The 15,820-nt window shown below is 72.1% G+C and carries 19 protein-coding genes; 11 read left to right on the forward strand and 8 right to left on the reverse strand.

Annotation, left to right across the window (positions count from 1 at the left end):
* Positions 1-286: 286 nt before the first annotated feature.
* Positions 287-1,519, reverse strand: coding sequence for a serine hydrolase domain-containing protein (locus tag ACV7NM_RS02995; protein ID WP_463408742.1), 1,233 nt, complete (start codon positions 1,517-1,519; stop codon positions 287-289).
* 169 nt (positions 1,520-1,688) lie between these two features.
* On the opposite strand from ACV7NM_RS02995, the gene ACV7NM_RS03000 reads away from it, so the two are divergent.
* From ACV7NM_RS03000 to ACV7NM_RS03030, 7 genes are all read left to right on the forward strand, one after another.
* Positions 1,689-2,381 carry a spermidine synthase family protein gene (locus tag ACV7NM_RS03000; RefSeq protein ID WP_463408743.1) on the forward strand — a complete coding sequence of 231 codons (693 nt, stop codon included), beginning with the start codon at positions 1,689-1,691 and terminating at the stop codon, positions 2,379-2,381.
* Between the two features lie 35 nt (positions 2,382-2,416).
* On the forward strand, positions 2,417-2,539 hold the full coding sequence (locus ACV7NM_RS03005) for a hypothetical protein (protein ID WP_463408744.1): 123 nt from the start codon (positions 2,417-2,419) through the stop codon (positions 2,537-2,539).
* The gene (locus ACV7NM_RS03010) at positions 2,536-2,892 is read left to right on the forward strand and encodes a hypothetical protein (RefSeq protein WP_463408745.1); all 357 of its coding nucleotides are present in this window, start codon (positions 2,536-2,538) and stop codon (positions 2,890-2,892) included. Before ACV7NM_RS03005 ends, ACV7NM_RS03010 begins: the two co-directional genes overlap by 4 nt.
* Before the next feature lie 38 nt (positions 2,893-2,930).
* A complete protein-coding gene (locus ACV7NM_RS03015; RefSeq protein ID WP_463408746.1) occupies positions 2,931-3,419 on the forward strand; it encodes an NUDIX hydrolase in 489 nt (162 codons plus the stop codon).
* Between the two features lie 72 nt (positions 3,420-3,491).
* Positions 3,492-3,683: an antitoxin gene (locus ACV7NM_RS03020; protein WP_463408747.1), complete on the forward strand. Its 192-nt coding sequence runs from the start codon at positions 3,492-3,494 to the stop codon at positions 3,681-3,683.
* Between the two features lie 93 nt (positions 3,684-3,776).
* Complete coding sequence (locus ACV7NM_RS03025; RefSeq protein ID WP_463408748.1) at positions 3,777-4,982, forward strand: glycosyltransferase 87 family protein; 1,206 nt, start codon at positions 3,777-3,779, stop codon at positions 4,980-4,982.
* Between the two features lie 132 nt (positions 4,983-5,114).
* Positions 5,115-6,098 (forward strand): TAXI family TRAP transporter solute-binding subunit, encoded by a 984-nt coding sequence (locus ACV7NM_RS03030; RefSeq protein WP_463408749.1) that lies wholly within the window; start codon positions 5,115-5,117, stop codon positions 6,096-6,098.
* Here the strand turns inward: ACV7NM_RS03030 and ACV7NM_RS03035 are convergent.
* The 4 genes from ACV7NM_RS03035 to ACV7NM_RS03050 all read right to left on the reverse strand — a co-directional run bounded on the left by ACV7NM_RS03035 (position 6,077) and on the right by ACV7NM_RS03050 (position 11,478).
* Positions 6,077-7,489 carry a HAMP domain-containing sensor histidine kinase gene (locus ACV7NM_RS03035; RefSeq protein WP_463408750.1) on the reverse strand — a complete coding sequence of 471 codons (1,413 nt, stop codon included), beginning with the start codon at positions 7,487-7,489 and terminating at the stop codon, positions 6,077-6,079. The two genes, ACV7NM_RS03030 and ACV7NM_RS03035, sit on opposite strands and share 22 nt — an antisense overlap.
* Entirely contained in the window at positions 7,486-8,274 is a 789-nt protein-coding gene (locus tag ACV7NM_RS03040) for a response regulator transcription factor (protein ID WP_463408751.1), read from the reverse strand. Before ACV7NM_RS03040 ends, ACV7NM_RS03035 begins: the two co-directional genes overlap by 4 nt.
* Before the next feature lie 138 nt (positions 8,275-8,412).
* Positions 8,413-9,855 carry an MFS transporter gene (locus ACV7NM_RS03045; RefSeq protein WP_463408752.1) on the reverse strand — a complete coding sequence of 481 codons (1,443 nt, stop codon included), beginning with the start codon at positions 9,853-9,855 and terminating at the stop codon, positions 8,413-8,415.
* A gap of 198 nt (positions 9,856-10,053) precedes the next feature.
* Entirely contained in the window at positions 10,054-11,478 is a 1,425-nt protein-coding gene (locus ACV7NM_RS03050) for an MFS transporter (protein ID WP_463408753.1), read from the reverse strand.
* Between ACV7NM_RS03050 and ACV7NM_RS03055 the strand changes: the two genes are divergently transcribed.
* Positions 11,393-11,878, forward strand: coding sequence for a universal stress protein (locus ACV7NM_RS03055; RefSeq protein WP_463408754.1), 486 nt, complete (start codon positions 11,393-11,395; stop codon positions 11,876-11,878). The two genes, ACV7NM_RS03050 and ACV7NM_RS03055, sit on opposite strands and share 86 nt — an antisense overlap.
* Here ACV7NM_RS03055 and ACV7NM_RS03060 read toward each other — a convergent pair.
* A complete protein-coding gene (locus tag ACV7NM_RS03060) occupies positions 11,844-12,365 on the reverse strand; it encodes an N-acetyltransferase family protein (protein WP_463408755.1) in 522 nt (173 codons plus the stop codon). The genes ACV7NM_RS03055 and ACV7NM_RS03060 overlap by 35 nt on opposite strands.
* A gap of 264 nt (positions 12,366-12,629) precedes the next feature.
* Between ACV7NM_RS03060 and ACV7NM_RS03065 the strand changes: the two genes are divergently transcribed.
* Together ACV7NM_RS03065 and ACV7NM_RS03070 are read left to right on the forward strand one after the other, a co-directional pair.
* Positions 12,630-13,043 (forward strand): rodlin, encoded by a 414-nt coding sequence (locus ACV7NM_RS03065; protein ID WP_463408756.1) that lies wholly within the window; start codon positions 12,630-12,632, stop codon positions 13,041-13,043.
* Positions 13,044-13,289: 246 nt separating this feature from the next.
* Entirely contained in the window at positions 13,290-13,886 is a 597-nt protein-coding gene (locus tag ACV7NM_RS03070; RefSeq protein WP_463408757.1) for a GNAT family N-acetyltransferase, read from the forward strand.
* Positions 13,887-13,967: 81 nt separating this feature from the next.
* Here ACV7NM_RS03070 and ACV7NM_RS03075 read toward each other — a convergent pair whose 3' ends face one another.
* Entirely contained in the window at positions 13,968-14,459 is a 492-nt protein-coding gene (locus ACV7NM_RS03075) for a flavin reductase family protein (protein ID WP_463408758.1), read from the reverse strand.
* Positions 14,460-14,813: 354 nt separating this feature from the next.
* Between ACV7NM_RS03075 and ACV7NM_RS03080 the strand changes: the two genes are divergently transcribed.
* The gene (locus ACV7NM_RS03080; protein ID WP_463408759.1) at positions 14,814-15,017 is read left to right on the forward strand and encodes a hypothetical protein; all 204 of its coding nucleotides are present in this window, start codon (positions 14,814-14,816) and stop codon (positions 15,015-15,017) included.
* A gap of 77 nt (positions 15,018-15,094) precedes the next feature.
* Here ACV7NM_RS03080 and ACV7NM_RS03085 read toward each other — a convergent pair whose 3' ends face one another.
* Positions 15,095-15,778, reverse strand: coding sequence for a DUF4230 domain-containing protein (locus ACV7NM_RS03085; RefSeq protein ID WP_463408760.1), 684 nt, complete (start codon positions 15,776-15,778; stop codon positions 15,095-15,097).
* Between the last annotated feature and the right edge of the window lie 42 nt (positions 15,779-15,820).

The raw sequence follows: 15,820 nt of genomic DNA on the forward strand, positions 1-15,820 counted from the left end.
CCGGTCGGTCGCCGGGTGGCCGCCGCGGGGCAGCCTCTTCCCCGGCCCACTGCCCGGGTCGCGTGACGGTCCCGCCATGCTGTCGGCCTCCTGGCTGGTCGCCGCTGCCTCGCCGGACTCCGATTCTGACGTCTTCGCCCGGGCGCGGCCCGCCGGCCGGTCCGAGAGGGTGAACTCGGCGGCGAGGCCACCGCCGCCGCCGCTGGACGCCCGGGTGCGACGCGGCGTTGCACCACGCCGGGGAAGCCCGACTCGCCTCGGGCTTCCCACTCACGGGGTGACGCGTTCAGCCGCCCTTGGGCGCCGACGGTTCGTGGCCGGGATACACGTGCTGGGGGGTCACGATCCGGGTGACCGCCTCGCCGAAGAGCGTGCTCGGCTCCTGGCCCTCGTGCAGGACGTCGGTGTTGAGGACGATGACCATGGTCGCCCGCGCCTGGGGCAGGTAGACCGCGAGGCATTCGTAGCCGGGGAGCGAGCCGTTGTGGCCGATCCAGCCCTGGACGTCGAAGATGCCCAGACCGTAGCCGTCACCCGCGGCGTTGATCGGTCGGGTCTTGAGACGCTCGGCTTGTGTCGCGGGGGTCAACAGGGCGCCGGTGGCGAGGGTATGGGCCCAACTGCGCAGGTCCTGAAGGTCGGAGATCATCGCTCCGGCGGCCCATGCCCAGGAAGGGTCCCAGTCGGTCGAGTTCTCGATCTTGCCCGATGCCGTCTGGTTGGTGTAGCCCTGGGCGTGCGGGGCGGGGAACTCGGCGCCCGTGGGGAAGAGCGTCTGGTGCAAGCGCGCAGGCCCGACGACGTCCCGCATGACGACCTCGTGCAGCGGCCGGCCGGTGACCTTCTCGATCACCAGGCCCAGGAGGATCAGGTTCGTGTTGGAGTAGTCGAACTGCGCGTCCGGCTGGAACTGGATGCCGTGCTTGAAGCTGTAGTCGAGCAACTGCCGCGGGGCGAAGGGCTTGTCCGGGTGGGCGAGGAACGCCTTGGAGAAGTCCGGGTCCTCACTGTAGTTGAACAGCCCGCTCCGCATGCCCGCCAGTTCGCGCAGGGTGATGCGGTCCCCGTTGGGAACGCCCGTGACGTACTTGCCGATCGGGTCGTCCAGACCGACCTTCCGCCGGTCGACCAGCCGGAGGAGGGCGGTGACCGTGAACGTCTTGGTCTCGCTGCCGATGCGTACGTACAGTCCTTCGGTCATCGGCGCGCCGGTCGCCTTGTCCGCCACGCCGAAGGACTTCACATAGCTTCCCTTGCCGGGTGCCCACAGTCCCACGGTGACGCCCGGAACCCGCGCGTCGTGCAGGACCCGGCGTACCGCCGCGTCCAGCTCTGCGGCGACGGCCGGGGTGAGTTGCCGGAAGTCCGTGTCCGGGGAGGGGGCGGCCGGGGCGGGGGCCCGGGCGGGCCGCGCGGGATCGGTCGCGCCCTGCGCGGACCCCGCGACGGCCGGGGCGATGAGCAAACCTGCGGCGGCGGCCACGCAGGCCCGACGCAACCGAATCCGGTACGGCTTCACGGCCTGGCCTCCAGTCGTACGAGGGCCCGAGCACGATCAGGGTAGGCCCGCGCCACCGGGGCCGCGAGGTGAGCCGCACGTCACGGCAGGGCGCGGAGCGCCGAAAGCCGCTCGAAGGCCGCCCGGTGGGGACCGGAACACCGGCCGCGCACGGTTCGTTGGGCCTCGCATGACCACACCTGTGACAACGGGACAGGCCCTGACGTTGGACCGCCGGCAGGGCCGGTTCGGCGAGGTCGTGCTGCGGCGACGGAGCGCCACGTACGAGATCATCGCCAACGGCTGCTTCCTCATGGACACCTCCGACGGACGGTCGGAGCGACTGCTCGTCGATGCCGCGCGCCTCGCTCTCGATCCGCCGCCGGGCGGTGGACCGCCGGCCCTGCTGATCGGAGGGCTGGGCGTGGGCTTCTCACTCGCCCACGCCGCCGAGCAGCCGCTCTGGGGGCGGATCGCCGTCGTCGAACGGGAGGACGCGATCATCGACTGGCACCGGAGGGGGCCGCTCGGCGCGATTTCCGCCCGGTCCCTCGCGGACCCTCGGACGACGATCCTCCATACCGACCTCGTGAAGTACCTCGCGTCGTCCGCGGACCGGTACGACGCGCTCTGCCTGGACATCGACAACGGCCCGGACTGGACGGTGGACGAGGAGAACCGGAACCTCTACTCCCGCGCCGGACTCGCGGCCTGCCGTGAACGACTCAACCCCGGCGGGGTACTGGCCGTTTGGTCGGCGCAACACTCCCCCGCCTTCGAAACCGCCCTGCGCGAGGCGGGTTTCACCGGTGTCCGGTCCTCGGAGGTCCCCGTGGCGCGCGGGGTCCCGGACGTGATCCACCTGGCCCGCAAGGCAGCCTGAACGCGCTGTCGGACTACTGTCCTAGGGTTCACCGCATGAGCGACCTGTACGAGCTGACGATTGCCGTCGATCTGAGGGACGAGCTCGGCGGGCAGGAGCCGGCCGAGCTGAGGTGGCATCTGGGGACCGGGCCGATGCCGGGCGGCTGTCCATCGTGACCGGGTTCCCCTTCGTGGTGGAGGACGATGAGGGGAACCCGGTGATCGAGGACGCCCCCTGTCCCCTGCTGGGCACAAGCGGTACTGCCTCGCGGGTCGCCGGCGTGCTCCATTCGTCCCTCACGGAGCGCCCCGACCTGCCCGGCGGCGGCTGGTCGCTGACGTCCAGGCAGGAGATCCATCCGGACGAGTTCGAGAAGGTGGGCGAGCTGCTCTCCTGGTTGGCCGCGAGAGCCCACGACACCCACCTGCTCGGGGACGGCGCGGTCGGGATCGGGCACCTCCGCTTCCTCGAAGCGGAGGTCCCGCAACCGCTCCGGGTCCAGAACGGCCGGGTCGAATGGCCGCGGTAGGGAGCGGGTCCAAACGATCGCGGAGCGAGCGGGAGAACATGTCAGACGACCAACACCGCGTGAGCGTGGAGGCCGGCGTGGAGATCCCGGTCCCCGCCGCCGGCGAGGTATGGACGGTCGGTGCGGTCATCCTTGACGCGGACGGCAAAGCCTTCGCTCAAAAGCGCGGACCGCACCGGCGCCTCTTCCCCGACTGCTGGGACGTCGTCGGTGGTCACGTCGAACCGGGCGAACCCCTCCTGGACGCCCTCGCCCGGGAGGTCGAGGAGGAGACGGGTTGGCGCCTGACTCGGGTCCGGCGCCTGCTCGGCGTCACCACCTGGACCGGCGACGACGGCGCCGGAGAGCGGCACGAGGCCGATTTCCTCGTCGAGGTCGACGGCGACTCGGACCGTCCCGAGCTCGAGTGGTCCAAGCACACCGCGTACGGCTGGTTCGGGCCGGAGGACCTGCCCCGCCTCAAAGAGAACCGGGCGCCCGGCGAGCATCTCGTCCATGACCTGATGTCGCGGGCCCTGAGGGGCTGAGGGCACCGGATGCGGATCGCGGGGGTCTGGAACATCCTGGGAGCGCTGGACAACGAACTTAAGGAGACGGCCATGTCCATGATGGACAAGCTCAAGCAGATGCTCAAGGGTCACGAAAAGCAGGCCAACCAGGGCGTCGACAAGGCCGGCGACTTCGTCGACGGGCGGACCCAGGGCAAGTACCGCACCCAAACCGACATGGCGCAGGAACAGCTCAAGCGGCGCATCGGACCGGAAGACCCGCCGCCGCCGCCCGCGCGGTAGTCGCAACACCGCCCGCGCGGGCCGCGGCGTCCGCCCGCGCCGGTGAGTCCCACGGTGCGGGCATGGGGCGTGGGACGCGAGATGATGGCGGGCATGACGAGTTGGCTGACGCGCCACGCCACGCTGATCGTGGCGTGCTCAGCGGTCGCACATCTGGTGGTCGTCTTCTGTTCGGCCGACATGTTCGACCTGCGGGTGTACCGGGAGGGCGCGCCCGGCGTCCTGACCGGCCATCTCTACGATTTCCGGCTGACCCGCGACGATCCGGGGGCCCAGGCGCTCCCCTTCACGTACCCGCCCTTCGCGGCCCTGGTGTTCCTGCCCCTGGCATACGTACCGTGGTGGCTGGCGCAGGTGTCGTGGCAGGTACTGTCCCTGGCGGCCGCGCTGTACCTCGTCCGCGGCTCGTTCGCGCTGTCGCGTCCGGGCCGGCCGGTCGATCCCGCCCCCGTCCACCTCTGGGCGGCCGCCGTGTTGTGGCTGGAGCCCGTGCTGCACGGGATCGCGCTCGGCCAGGTCAGTCTGCCGCTCGCCGCGCTGTCACTGGCCGCCGCGCTGCGGCCGGGCGCCCTCTCGGCGGGCGCGGGGATCGGATTCGCGGCCGGCGTCAAGCTGACGCCGGCCGGCGGCGTCGTGTACCTGTTGGCGGCGGGCCGACGCCGGGCCGCCGTGTACGCGGCCTGCGCCTTCGCGGCGACGGTGGTCCTGGCCGCAATCGTGGCTCCCGTGGAGTCCTGGCGGTACTGGTTCCATCTTCTCGGCGACAGCGGGCGTATCGGACCCATGGCTTCGGCGGAGAACCAGTCGCTGCGCGGCTGCCTGGCCCGGCTCCTCGGGTACGACGGCGGTGTCGCGGGCCTGTGGTGGCCGGCGCTGGTGCTGCTGGCGGCCGCCGCGACGGCGCTCGCGCTCCGGGCCGCGATGGTGCGGGGCGACCGGTTGGCCATGTTGCTGGCCGCGCAGCTCTTCGTCCTGTTGGCGAGTCCGATCTCGTGGAGCCACCACTGGGTGTGGTCGGTTCCGGCACTGATCTGGCTGCTCTACGGTCCCCTGCGCGATCGGCGGCTCAGTGGCGCGGCCGCGGCGGTGTGGGCACTGACGGCCGGAACCTGGGTGGTGCCGGCGCTCCACACTGTGGCCCCGGCCGGCCGGCCGGTGCCATGGCCCGTCGCGGTGGCCGCCTGCGCGTACCCGCTGGCGGCGGCCCTTACGCTGGCGGCGGTCGCGACCGCGCGGCCGGCCCGTCCTACCCGGCCGCCGAACGCCTTCCCCGTGAAGGCCCGAACCGCCTCCCACTGACCGGCGTCCGGCGACCGCCGGCCGAGCTCGCCAACCCACCGGTGGCCACCCGCCGTCAGGCCTGCCCGGTCTCGAAGCGATCCCCTTGCCGCCGTCCCTCGCGGCGCCGCCCGCACTCGCTACGCTCTTGACGTGAGCAGCGCAAAGTTGGACCGTCGGCGGGTGGTGGGGGCGGGGCTCGGCGCCCTCGCGTCCGCCGTCGCGGGGTGCTGCGTCGGATGCGCCGCCACAGCGGGTCCGCCGAGTCGGCTGCTGCTGGCGACGGGGCCGGAGGGGGGCCCGTACAACGCGTTCGGGAACGCGCTCGCGCGGGCCGTCGCGGCGAGCGGCAGCCGCCTGCGGATCGTTCCCGTGAGCACGGCTGCCAGCGTGGACAACCTGCGCGAGTTGGAGGCCGGCGACGTCGATCTGGCGCTGGCCATGGCCGACGTGGCCGAGGACGCGGCGGTGGGGCGCGAGCCCTTCGCCCGGCCCGCCGCCTCGGCGAACGCGCTGGCGCGCGTCTACGTGAACTACACGCACCTCCTGGTCCCGGTGGGTGGACCGGTGCGGTCGGTGCGGGACCTGGCTGGGCGTCCGGTGGCGGCGGGCGCGGCGGGTTCGGGCGTACAGGTGGTGGCGGGGCGCCTGCTGCGGGAGGCCGGGCTGAGCGAGGGCCCCCTCCCTGCCCGCGAGCGGCAGTTGGGCCTCGCCGAGTCGGCGCGGGCCCTGCGCGAGGGCGCCGTCGACGCGCTGTTCTGGTCCGGAGGCGTACCCACCCCGGCGCTGTCGACACTGTCCCGCGAGATGCCGCTGCGGTTCCTCCCGCTGGACGGGTACGTGGCGCCGCTCCGGGATCGCTACGGGCCCGTGTACACGGCCGTCACCCTCCCGAGCGGGGCGTACGGCCTGACGGAACCCGTGGGAACCCTCGGGGTCGCCAACTACCTCCTCGCGCGTGCGGACGTACCGGCGAACACGGCGCGCGAACTGCTGGCGGTCGTGTTCGAGCGGTGGGGTGACCTGCTGCGGGAGGTGACGGCCGGAGCGCGGCTGGAGCCCCGGTTCGCCATCTCCACCGGCCGCGTGCCGCTTCACCGGGGTGCGGTGGCGTACTACCGGTCCGTGTACGGGTGAGGGCTCCGCGAGGGCGGCAGCCGCAGCTCGAAGGTCAGGCCCCGGGGCGTGTTGTGGCCGACGTCGAGCCGGCCGCCGCTGACGCGGGCGATCTCGTCGGCGATGGCCAGGCCCAACCCGCTGCCGGGGACGTTCTGGTGTTCCGGCGACCGCCCGAAGCGCCGCAGCAGTAGGTCGAGTTGATCCTCGGCGGCTCCCGGACCGTCGTCCGTGACGCGAACGACGACCTGCCCGTCGGTCTCGTCCCGCGCGGCGCCCACGACGACGCGGCGGCCGCCGGGCGGGACGAACTTGACGGCGTTGTCGAGGAGGGCGTCCAGGACGCGGCCCGCCGCGTCGGGCAGGGCGACCGCCCGCAGGTCCTCGGGGAGGCCGGAGACCGTCAACTCCAGTCCGGCGGCGCGGAACACCGGAATCCAGGCCGTCACCCGCTCCCGCACCGCCCGCGACACGTCCTGGTCGGCGGGCTCCGCGGTGCCCGACTCCACCCGCGCCATCGCCAGCAGACCGTCGAGCAGTTCCTCCAGACGTTCCGCCTCGTCGAGGGCGCGGGCGTGCTCTGCGCGGCCGGGACCGGGGGTGATGTGCGGCTCGACGTTCTCCAGCCGCAGGACCAGGGTGGCCAGCGGATTGCGCAGTTGGTGCGAGGCGTCCGCGACGAAGTCGCGCTGGCGGCCGATGGAGTCTGCCACGGCCTGCGCCATCGTGTTGAAGTGTTCTCCCAGGCGCCGAAGTTCGGGCGGACCGGTGTACGAGACGGTCCGAGCCTGGAGGCGCCCGGCGGTCAGTCCCTCCACCGCCCGGTCGAGGTCGAGGACGGGGCGGATCAGCCAGCGCGCGGTCCCCGCCGCGACGAGGCCGGCCGCCGCGAAGGCGGCGAGCGCCCCGGCCGCGGTCAGCGACCAGCGGATCGTGACGTCCCGGCGGGCCGTCCCCGTGGGGACGGACATCAGGACCGCCCCGCTGACCCGCTCGTCGCGGCCCACCGGTTCGGCGACGACGACGTTCTCTGGCCCCCAGGGGCGAAGGGTGGGCAGCCGGTCGGTGGAGCGGCCGGTGAGGGCGCGGCGCCGGGCGTCCGCCGTCCCGCCGGTGGAGGAGGTGGGGGAGGCGGGTCCGGCCTGGGCGAGCGTCCGCCCGGCCGTGTCGACGACGATCACCGAGGCGCCGTACAACTGGGTGTACCGGTTGATCTCGGCAGTCAGTTCCGACCGGTCGGCGCCGGTGCGCATCCGGTCGGCGAGGTCCGCGAACCGCACCGCTTCCGAGCGGCGTTGCAGGAGCAGGTGCTCGGTCCGTCCCCGCGCGTACGCCTCGGCCAGCGGTAGGCAGAGCAGCAGCGCGGCGGCGCCCATGAGCACCGTCAGCACGACGAGGAGCCGGCGCCTCACCGGCCGCCGTCCCCGCGGTCTTCGTCGTCATTGCCCGCGCCGCCGTTCCCCGCGACGTTCCCCGCGCCCTTCCCCGCGTCGTTCCCTTCGTCCTGCACGGCGGGGCAACCGAGCTGGTAGCCGAACCCGCGAACGGTGCGGACCAGCCCGGAGCGTCCGGTCTTGGCTCGGACGCCCGCCACGTGGACGTCCAGCGATCGTGAGGCTCCGAGGAAGGCGTCACCCCAGATCCGGTCCAGAATCTCCTCGCGGGAGTGCACTTCGTCGGGGCGCGCGGCCAGGAAGGCAAGCACGTCGAACTCGCGGCGGGTCAGGCTGACCGCGCGTCCGGCCACGGTGACCGTACGGCCCGCGAGGTCGACCTCGACGTCCCCGGTGCGCACCGGCCGGCCGCCGGGGTCGGAAGGACCGGCCCCCGTACGCCCCGAGGGGGTGCCGGTCCTGCGGCGCACGGTGTCGATGCGGGCGATCAACTCGCCCATCCGGAACGGCTTGACGACGTAGTCGTCGGCCCCGGCCCGCAAGCCCTGCACGATGTCACGCTCCTCGCAGCGCGCCGTCACGACGATCAGTGGCGCGTCGCAGACGGTCCGCAGCCGACGCAGCAGTTCCAAGCCGTCCAGGTCGGGCAGGCCCAGGTCCAGGAGCACGAAATCGGCCTCACGGACGTGCCGCAGGGCGTCCAGGGCGCGGCCGACCCGGCGGACCGTGTGCCCGCGCTGCGCGAGCGCGGTGCCGAGGGCCTGGGCCATGCGGTCGTCGTCCTCGACGAGAAGAGCGTGCATGGGCGGTCTTCCTCGTCACGCGCGCGGACCGGGGGGCGGGCCCGCCCGACCGGTCGGCCCGGGGCAGCAGCTTACGCGAGCCGCCGCCCGGGCCCGTCGGATCGGGCCCGTCGGATCGGGCCCGTCCGCCCGCGCGGTTCAGCGGGCGGCGTCGCGAGCGCCCGCGGTCGACTGCCCGTGGTGGTCGGCCCGGCCATCACCGCGGTTGTCGTCACCGCGGTTGCCGTCACCCCGGCCACCGTCACCGTCGGCGTCCGCCTCGGCGCGGCTGAGCGCGGCGTCACGGGTGTCCGGCATCAGGACGTAGGTCACGAGGGAGACGAGTGCGCAACCGGAGACGTACCAGAAGAACATCTTCTCGTGGCCCGCGTCCTTGAACCACAGCGCCACGTACTCGGCCGTGCCGCCGAAGAGGGCATTGGCGACGGCGTACGGCAGTGCCACGCCCAGGGCGCGGACCCGGGTCGGGAACAGCTCGGCCTTGACGGCCGCGTTGATGGAGGTGTAGCCGGTGACGATCACCAGGGCGAGCAGGGACAGCCCCAGCGCGGACCAGTACGAGGACGCCGACCCGAGCGCGGTCATGATCGGGTACGTGCCGACGGTGCAGCCCACGGCGAAGGTGATCAGCAGGGGGCGACGGCCGATCCGGTCGGACAGCATTCCTGCGAAGGGCTGGAGCACGGCGAAGAGGGCCAGGGCTGTGAAACTGACCAGGGTGGCCGTCGTCTTCGCCATGCCCGCGCTGCCGACGAGGTACTTGGTGAGGTAGGTGGTGTACGTGTAGTAGGCCACGGTTCCGCCGAGCGTGAGCGCCATGACCAGACCGGCTTGCCGCCTGTACTGCCACAGGGCCTTGAGCGTGCCGCGCGCGCTGTCGTCGTGCGCCTCGCCGGCTGAGGACTCCTCCTGGAAGGCGTCGGTCTCCTGGAGCCTGCGTCGCAGCCAGAAGACGACCACCGCGAACAGGGCCCCGAAGACGAAGGGGACGCGCCAGCCCCAGTCCTTCAGCTGGGCGTTGGTGAGCGTGTGTTGGAGCGTGATGAGGATGCCGAGTCCGAGCAGTTGACCACAGGTCATCGACACGTACTGGAAGGAGGAGCCGAGTCCCCGCCGGTCGCGGGCGGACACCTCCGTGAGATAGGTGGCGCTGGCCGCGTACTCGCCGCCGATGCTCATCCCTTGGAGCAGGCGCGCGAGGAGCAGCACGAGGGCGCCCGCGTAGCCGGCCTGCCCGTAGGTCGGGGCGACGGCGATGAGGAGGGCCGCCCCCGACATCATGGCGACGGTGAGCGTGAGCGCGCTCTTGCGGCCGTGCCGGTCGGCGGCACGGCCGAGGATCCAACCGCCGACGGGGCGCATCAGGAATCCGACGGCGAAGATCCCGGCCGTGTTCATCAGTTGGGTGGTGGGATTGTCGCCGGGGAAGAACGAGTCGGCGAAGTAGATGGCGAAGCTGGCGTAGACGAACCAGTCGTACCACTCCACGAGGTTGCCGAGGGAACCACCGACGAGGGCGAGACGACGCTTCCTACGGGCGTCCCCGGGCGGCACGGGAGACAGCGGGGCGGACGAGGACATGGCGGCTCCAGACGGAACTCCCCGAGGGGAGGGGACGAGGGAGAAGGACCCCGACGGTGGGCAAGTGTCCAGAGCATGCGTCGGTCCGCGTACCGGGACAAGGAGCGACGCCCAGATCTAACGTCCCGCTAAGGAAGCCCGACCCACGAGGTTCGTCCGACGCCCCTCGACGGTCACCGTCCGCCCGGGGATCTCGGCTCAGCCGACGCCGACGACCGTCTCCACGGGACGCCGGCGGCGTATCGCCCACACGCTCGGGGCCAGCAGCAGGACGAGCGTGGCCAGCGTCATCACGACGGCACTGGCGAGCAGCACGGAGGTGGGCCCCAGGGCGGAGGCCGTGGCGCCCACGACGAGGTACCCGAGCGGCACCGCCATGAGTTCGCCGGTCGAGCTGAGGGAATTGACCCGGCCCAGCACCTCCGAAGGCAACTGCTCCTGTAGCGCGGTGTGCCAGCAGACGATGGCGATGTCCAACCCGATGCCGGCCAGTACCGCTCCGGCCGCCACGACGACGAGCGGGGCCCGGACGGCCAGCGCGAGCAACGGAAGCGCCGACGGCAGATTCGCGCAAACGCACACGACCATGATCCGGGACGGTTTCCACTTGAGGGACACGAACCCCCCGGCGAACAGACCGACGGCGAAGGCTCCCTGAACGGTCCCCCAGGCGGCCGGGCCCAGATGTCGCTCCTGCGCCACCACCGGACCCAGGAGCTGGTACCCGCCCAGCCACAGCGCGACGACGACCGTCCCGGACGCGACGTACGACCACAGCCAGAGTCGGCCCGAGAAGGCCGCCCAACCGTCCTTGAAATCCCCCAGAACCGACGATGTCCGCTTTTCCCGTACGGAAATACCGATGCGGGCGACAAGAACGGCCGCTATCGCGAAGCTGGCGGCATCCCAGGCCAGGGTCCATTCCGGTCCGACCAGGGCGACGAGCAGACCTCCGAGTGCCGGCGCGATGATTTTGACCGCGTTGACGGGAAGGCGCATGAGTGCGTTCGCCTCCTGGACTTCTCCCTCCTCGACGAGATGGGGAAGGAGACTGTTCATCGCGGGCTGCGCGAGGGCCGAGGCGCCGCCGGCGAGGACGGCGAAGGCCGCGACCCGCGTGACGTCCGCCGCCCCCGAGGCCACCAGCAGGGCAACTCCCGCCTGCGTGAAGGCGGATGTGAGGTTCCCGAACACGATGACACGCCGTCTCGACAGCCGGTCGGCGATCACGCCTCCCACGAGAAGCATGACCAACTGGGGAACGGTGTTACAGGCCAGGACGATCGCGAGCGAATTCGGGCGGTCGTCGAACCCGAGCACCGCGAAGGCCAAGGCGACCGGCGCCATCGCCGATCCGCTCATGGAAATGATCCGGGCCAGGACAAACAAACGGAACGGCTTGTGCCGCATTACGGAGAAGGAAGATCGAAAAGCCACTCGGCGCACAGTACTACCCGCCCGACACACCGCCTCCGGAGGTGCGGAGCGCGCGTGTGCCATCGTGGACGGCACCGACGTCCTCGGAGGCCGAACGACCGTGACCGTGATCGCCTGGCTCGTAGAAGGCACCTGGGCCGCCTGTGTCGAGGCCGCCCGCAGGTTCGCACCGGCCGGTGCGGACATCGTGCTGCTGCACGTCGACGCCCCCGACGTGGGGGACGTAGGACACGGGGCCTTCGCCGGGCTCCTCGGCCGGGTACGGGCCGAACGCGACCCCGGCACGGCGATGGAACACCTCGCGTCCGCCACCTCCGACCGTGTGCTCACCGCCGCGGGCGAACTCCTCGGCCGGCCCTGCCGACCGGTCAAGCTGACCGGTCGCCCCGAGAGGGAGGTCGTGGCCGCCGCCGAAGGGGCGGACCTGCTGATCCTCGTCCGCGACGGCGACCACAGCCGCCTGGGCCCACGCAGTCTCGGCCCCACCAGCCGCTTCGTCGTCGACCACGCCCCCTGCCCCGTGTTGTTGGTGTGGCCCGACGCCGTCTCGCTCAGCGCAGCGGACGCTCGTAGCGGAACTCCGTGAGGGTGACCTCGTCGTAGACGTCCTCCTGGGTCCCGCCTTCGTGCCGGTAACCGGCTCGTTCGTAGAAACGCCGCGCCCGCCGGTTGTCGCCGAGCACCCACAGGGCCACGCCCTGGAACCCCTGCTCGCCCAGACGCGCGTGGGCCTCGCCGAGCAGTGCCCGGCCGACTCCCCGCCCGATGAGGTCCGGTCGGACGTAGAAGGCGTAGATCTCGCCCGTTCGCCGACCGGCGGGCGCCGGCTCCCGGTACGGGCCGCAGCTGATCCAGCCGACGGGGGCGCCGCCGGCGTCGAGGGCGACCAGCTCCGTCGACCGCCGGAGCGGATGCGAGAACCACGCCCGTCGCCCCTCGGCGTCGCTCTCGACCGTCATCGCGTCCAGATACCTCCCCGGAACGATCCCCACGTACGCGGACTGCCAGCCCCGTACCCGGATCGCCGATACGGCGTCGACGTCGGCTTCTTCCATCTCCCGCACTTGCACCATCACGCCACCCTAGGATCACGGGCGTCTCGAGCGAACTGCTTTACGCGCGGGCCCGGCTCGGCCGGCTCAGCGGGTCGACGTGCCGGACGGCGGGATCCGCGAGCGGGCCGGACACCGCTTGGGGTTCGCGGCCGCCGGGCGGACGAGCGCACGGCGGTGCCTGCGCGATCGGGTGACATACCGCCACATCGCGGCCCGCTCGGCGTTAGCAGGACGACTACCCCTCAGGGGCCCGTTTCCGCTCAAGCTAAGGAACGCTCGAGAATGCTGAAGAACATGATGATCACCGCAGCTGCCACCGCCGCCGCGATCGGCGCGGGCGCTGCCGTGGCCGCCCCGGCCATGGCCATCGGCAACGACAACGGGATCAACACCGTCAACGGCAACGGCGCCTCCCAGATCTACGGCAACCAGAAGACCGACGGCGTGATGAGCCCGCAGCTGAGCCTGGTCCAGGGCACCCTCAACAAGCCCTGCATCGGTCTGCCGGCCAAGGTCAACGCCCAGTCGCTGGTGGCGATCATCGCCAACATCGGTGTCCAGGACATCAACGTCCTGTCCAACCCGCAGAACCAGCAGTGCACCGAGAACTCCACCCAGGCCAAGGGCGACGAGTCCCTGTCGCACATCCTGGACAACATCCCGGTCCTGTCGGGCAACCTCTCCAGCGGCAGCTGATCTGCCCGCACCACCCGAGCGCGGGTCGGCCGTGGGCGCCCGCACGAACCCCCCTGGCCGGCCCCGCCGGCCACCCACCGCGCACGTCCGCTCCCGGCATCCGCCGTGGGCGCGCGGTACGAAGGACCCCGGCCCCCTCAGGGAGGCCGGGGTCCTTCCCGTGCGGGGGCAGGGAGCAGCGAGCAGGGAGCAGGGAGCAGGGAGCAGGCGATGGTGACCGTCGCCGCGGTTCGGCATGATGACGTCATGATCACTTCGATAGCCCCCGTGGTCGCGGCCGGCAGCATGAGCGACGGCGAACAGCCGTCCTTCCGTCTCCGCAGCGGCTTCGTCCTGCGTCCGTGGCAGCCCGACGACGCCCAGGCGCTGGTGGCTTCCTGCCGCGACCCGGAGATCCGGCAGTGGAACCGGCCGGTGGACCCCTCGTCGGACGCCGCCGGCGAGAAGATCGCGGGATGGCGGCAGCGTTGGCAGGCCGAGGAGGCCGCGATCTGGGCGGTCTGCCGGCCCGGCGGCAGCAGGCCCGTGGGCCTGGTCGGTCTGGCGGACATGGATCTGCGCGGCGGTAGCGCCGAGTTCGTGTACTGGCTCCTGCCGGCCGGGCGCGGTCATGGGGTCGCGGTCGACGCGACGGTCCGGATCAGCCGGTGGGCGGTGGACGAACTGGGCTTGCACCGGCTGCGGATCACTCATTCCGTCGCCAACCCGGCGTCCTGCCGCGTCGCGATGAGGGCGGGCTTCGCCTTGGAGGGGTTGATGCGGAGCGCTCTGCTCCACGCGGACGGATGGCATGACGAACACCTTCACGCGCGCGTCGAGGGCGATCCCTGGCCGTCCGACTGAATCCGACCGAGACCCGGTCCGGCCATGGCCCCGTGGCTCGCCTCCGAAACGGCACGGCCGGCCGAGCGGGCGAGGGGGCGCTCAGGCGGGGTGGCCCGGTTCGAAGTCCTTGACGTCGCTGAACCGGAGCAGTGCGGGGGCGTCCGGGGCCGGCGGTGACTGCTCGGTGGGGGTCAGGAGGAAGCCCACGTGGTCACCGCCCGCGATCCGCTCCTCGATCCGTCCCACGAACCAGACGCAGGCGTCCCTCAGCACCGGACTTCCGTCGGCGCTCTCGTGCCAGGCGACCCGCTCGAACTTGTCCACCCGGTCGCCGGTCTCGCTGCCGAACCACCTCGCCAGCTCGCGCTGCTCGCGCCGCAGTACGTGCACCGTGAGGTGGGTGGCCCGGAGGGCGACCTTGAAGGTGTGGTTGGCCTCGGACAGCCACACCATGTAGCGCGCCGGGTGGATCGAGCACTGCGAGGCGAAGCCGACGAGGCACCCCGCGCGGTCGTCGCCCGCCGCCGCGGTGACCACGTACATGGGGACGTCCAGTACGTCCGTGAACGGATCAAGGTCCAGCTGCGCCATCGCGGCTCCTCACGTCGTCCCGGCCCTGCACCCGGCGGCTACCCCGCGGGCGGGTGTCCAACCCCGCGCGCGCTCCCTCCAACAGGTGGAGCACATCACCCTTCGGTGACATTGCGCCGAATGGCGGCAAGTCGCCGGCCCGCCGCCGCGAACGCGGAAGCCGCCGCACCCGCGAACGGCGACGGCCTCGGGGGTCCGGCAGCCCGGTCCGGCACGGGCCGTCCGCTCTCGCGCAACCGGATCGCCGTCCCCCTCGACCGGGGGCTCGCCCATCCGACGCAGGGCGTGTTTCCGGGAAGGCGGCGGGGGTGATTTCTGATGAGCACATCAACCCCTCCCACTCAAGGAGCAGACATGCGCATCCGCGCCGCAGTCACGACCCTGACCCTCGCCGCCACCATGGTTCTCGGAGGCGCCGCCACCGCGCTCGCCCACGATGACGACGACCACAACAGCGGTTCGGCGCACTACGGCGCCTGCCACCTGTCGGGCGCCGTCATCCACGGCAACCCGGGCTTCGACGGTGCCTGCGCCTGGGGAGCCATCGACTGGCGCTGACGCACGCGCGCGCCGCGTGGCCCGGAGTCCGCTCCGGGCCACGCGGCTGCGTGAACCGGCTCGGTGGCGTTCGCCGTTCACGCGTAGCTGACGGTCACCTTGTGGAATCCGAGCGAGCGCAGCAGGCCCTCCAGCATCGCCGTGGTGTTCTGCTCCGCCCTCGCCGCGAGGCCGCTGTCGCGGGCCGCCTCGGTGATGTGCTGGACCGCGAGCCGTTGTACGGCCTGTTCGCCGGCCGGATTGTCGGAGAAGAAGTCACCGAGCCGGTCGAGCAGGCCGCGTTGCTTCGACACGGCGTAGGAGCGGTTCGGGTCGAGGGCGGCGGGGCCGAGGGTCGCGTGCGGTAGCCGCACCGTGGCCTCGGTGCGGTCCGCGTTCACCTTCACGCTCTGCTCGCCGAGCCCGCCCAGTTCGACGTAGCCACTGACCGCGCCCGCGCCGACGTACAGCGTGCGGGTCCCGCGGATCGCGTCCGGCAGGAAGGCCGCGTCCTTCTCCAGGTCGACCACCACCTGGAAGTTGCCGACGGCGCCCTCGTAACGGTGCATGTCCTGGATCGACTTGAGCAGCGCGGGGCCGGAGCGGTCCCGGGTGTCCTCGCCGAACAGGCCGCCGAGGCCCGGGATCAGGCTGAAACGACCCACGAGCACGAACAGCGCCAGCAGCAGGGCCACTCCCCCGGCCACCAGCGCCCAGCGCGGCTTCCTGCTCCCGCGCGGCGGGGGGAGCGATTGCCCGGTGGAACGCGAAGAGGTCTCCATGACTCTCGTCTACCCCCGTGAGTCCTTCGCCACCTCCGATCC

The organism is Streptomyces sp. Tek67B01 (assembly GCF_055231995.1).

What these genes read in the sequence shown, in the direction of transcription:
- ACV7NM_RS03070 (WP_463408757.1), top strand. Translation starts at nt 13,290, where the DNA reads ATGATCACTTCGATAGCCCCCGTGGTCGCGGCCGGCAGCATGAGCGAC.
- ACV7NM_RS03040 (WP_463408751.1), bottom strand. Translation starts at nt 8,274, where the DNA reads ATGCACGCTCTTCTCGTCGAGGACGACGACCGCATGGCCCAGGCCCTC.
- ACV7NM_RS03015 (WP_463408746.1), top strand. Translation starts at nt 2,931, where the DNA reads ATGTCAGACGACCAACACCGCGTGAGCGTGGAGGCCGGCGTGGAGATC.
- ACV7NM_RS03075 (WP_463408758.1), bottom strand. Translation starts at nt 14,459, where the DNA reads ATGGCGCAGCTGGACCTTGATCCGTTCACGGACGTACTGGACGTCCCC.
- ACV7NM_RS03080 (WP_463408759.1), top strand. Translation starts at nt 14,814, where the DNA reads ATGCGCATCCGCGCCGCAGTCACGACCCTGACCCTCGCCGCCACCATG.
- ACV7NM_RS03005 (WP_463408744.1), top strand. Translation starts at nt 2,417, where the DNA reads ATGAGCGACCTGTACGAGCTGACGATTGCCGTCGATCTGAGGGACGAG.
- ACV7NM_RS03060 (WP_463408755.1), bottom strand. Translation starts at nt 12,365, where the DNA reads ATGGTGCAAGTGCGGGAGATGGAAGAAGCCGACGTCGACGCCGTATCG.
- ACV7NM_RS03045 (WP_463408752.1), bottom strand. Translation starts at nt 9,855, where the DNA reads ATGTCCTCGTCCGCCCCGCTGTCTCCCGTGCCGCCCGGGGACGCCCGT.
- ACV7NM_RS03065 (WP_463408756.1), top strand. Translation starts at nt 12,630, where the DNA reads ATGCTGAAGAACATGATGATCACCGCAGCTGCCACCGCCGCCGCGATC.
- ACV7NM_RS03085 (WP_463408760.1), bottom strand. Translation starts at nt 15,778, where the DNA reads ATGGAGACCTCTTCGCGTTCCACCGGGCAATCGCTCCCCCCGCCGCGC.
- ACV7NM_RS03025 (WP_463408748.1), top strand. Translation starts at nt 3,777, where the DNA reads ATGACGAGTTGGCTGACGCGCCACGCCACGCTGATCGTGGCGTGCTCA.
- ACV7NM_RS03050 (WP_463408753.1), bottom strand. Translation starts at nt 11,478, where the DNA reads ATGTCCGCACCGGCCGGTGCGAACCTGCGGGCGGCCTCGACACAGGCG.
- ACV7NM_RS03000 (WP_463408743.1), top strand. Translation starts at nt 1,689, where the DNA reads ATGACCACACCTGTGACAACGGGACAGGCCCTGACGTTGGACCGCCGG.
- ACV7NM_RS03020 (WP_463408747.1), top strand. Translation starts at nt 3,492, where the DNA reads ATGTCCATGATGGACAAGCTCAAGCAGATGCTCAAGGGTCACGAAAAG.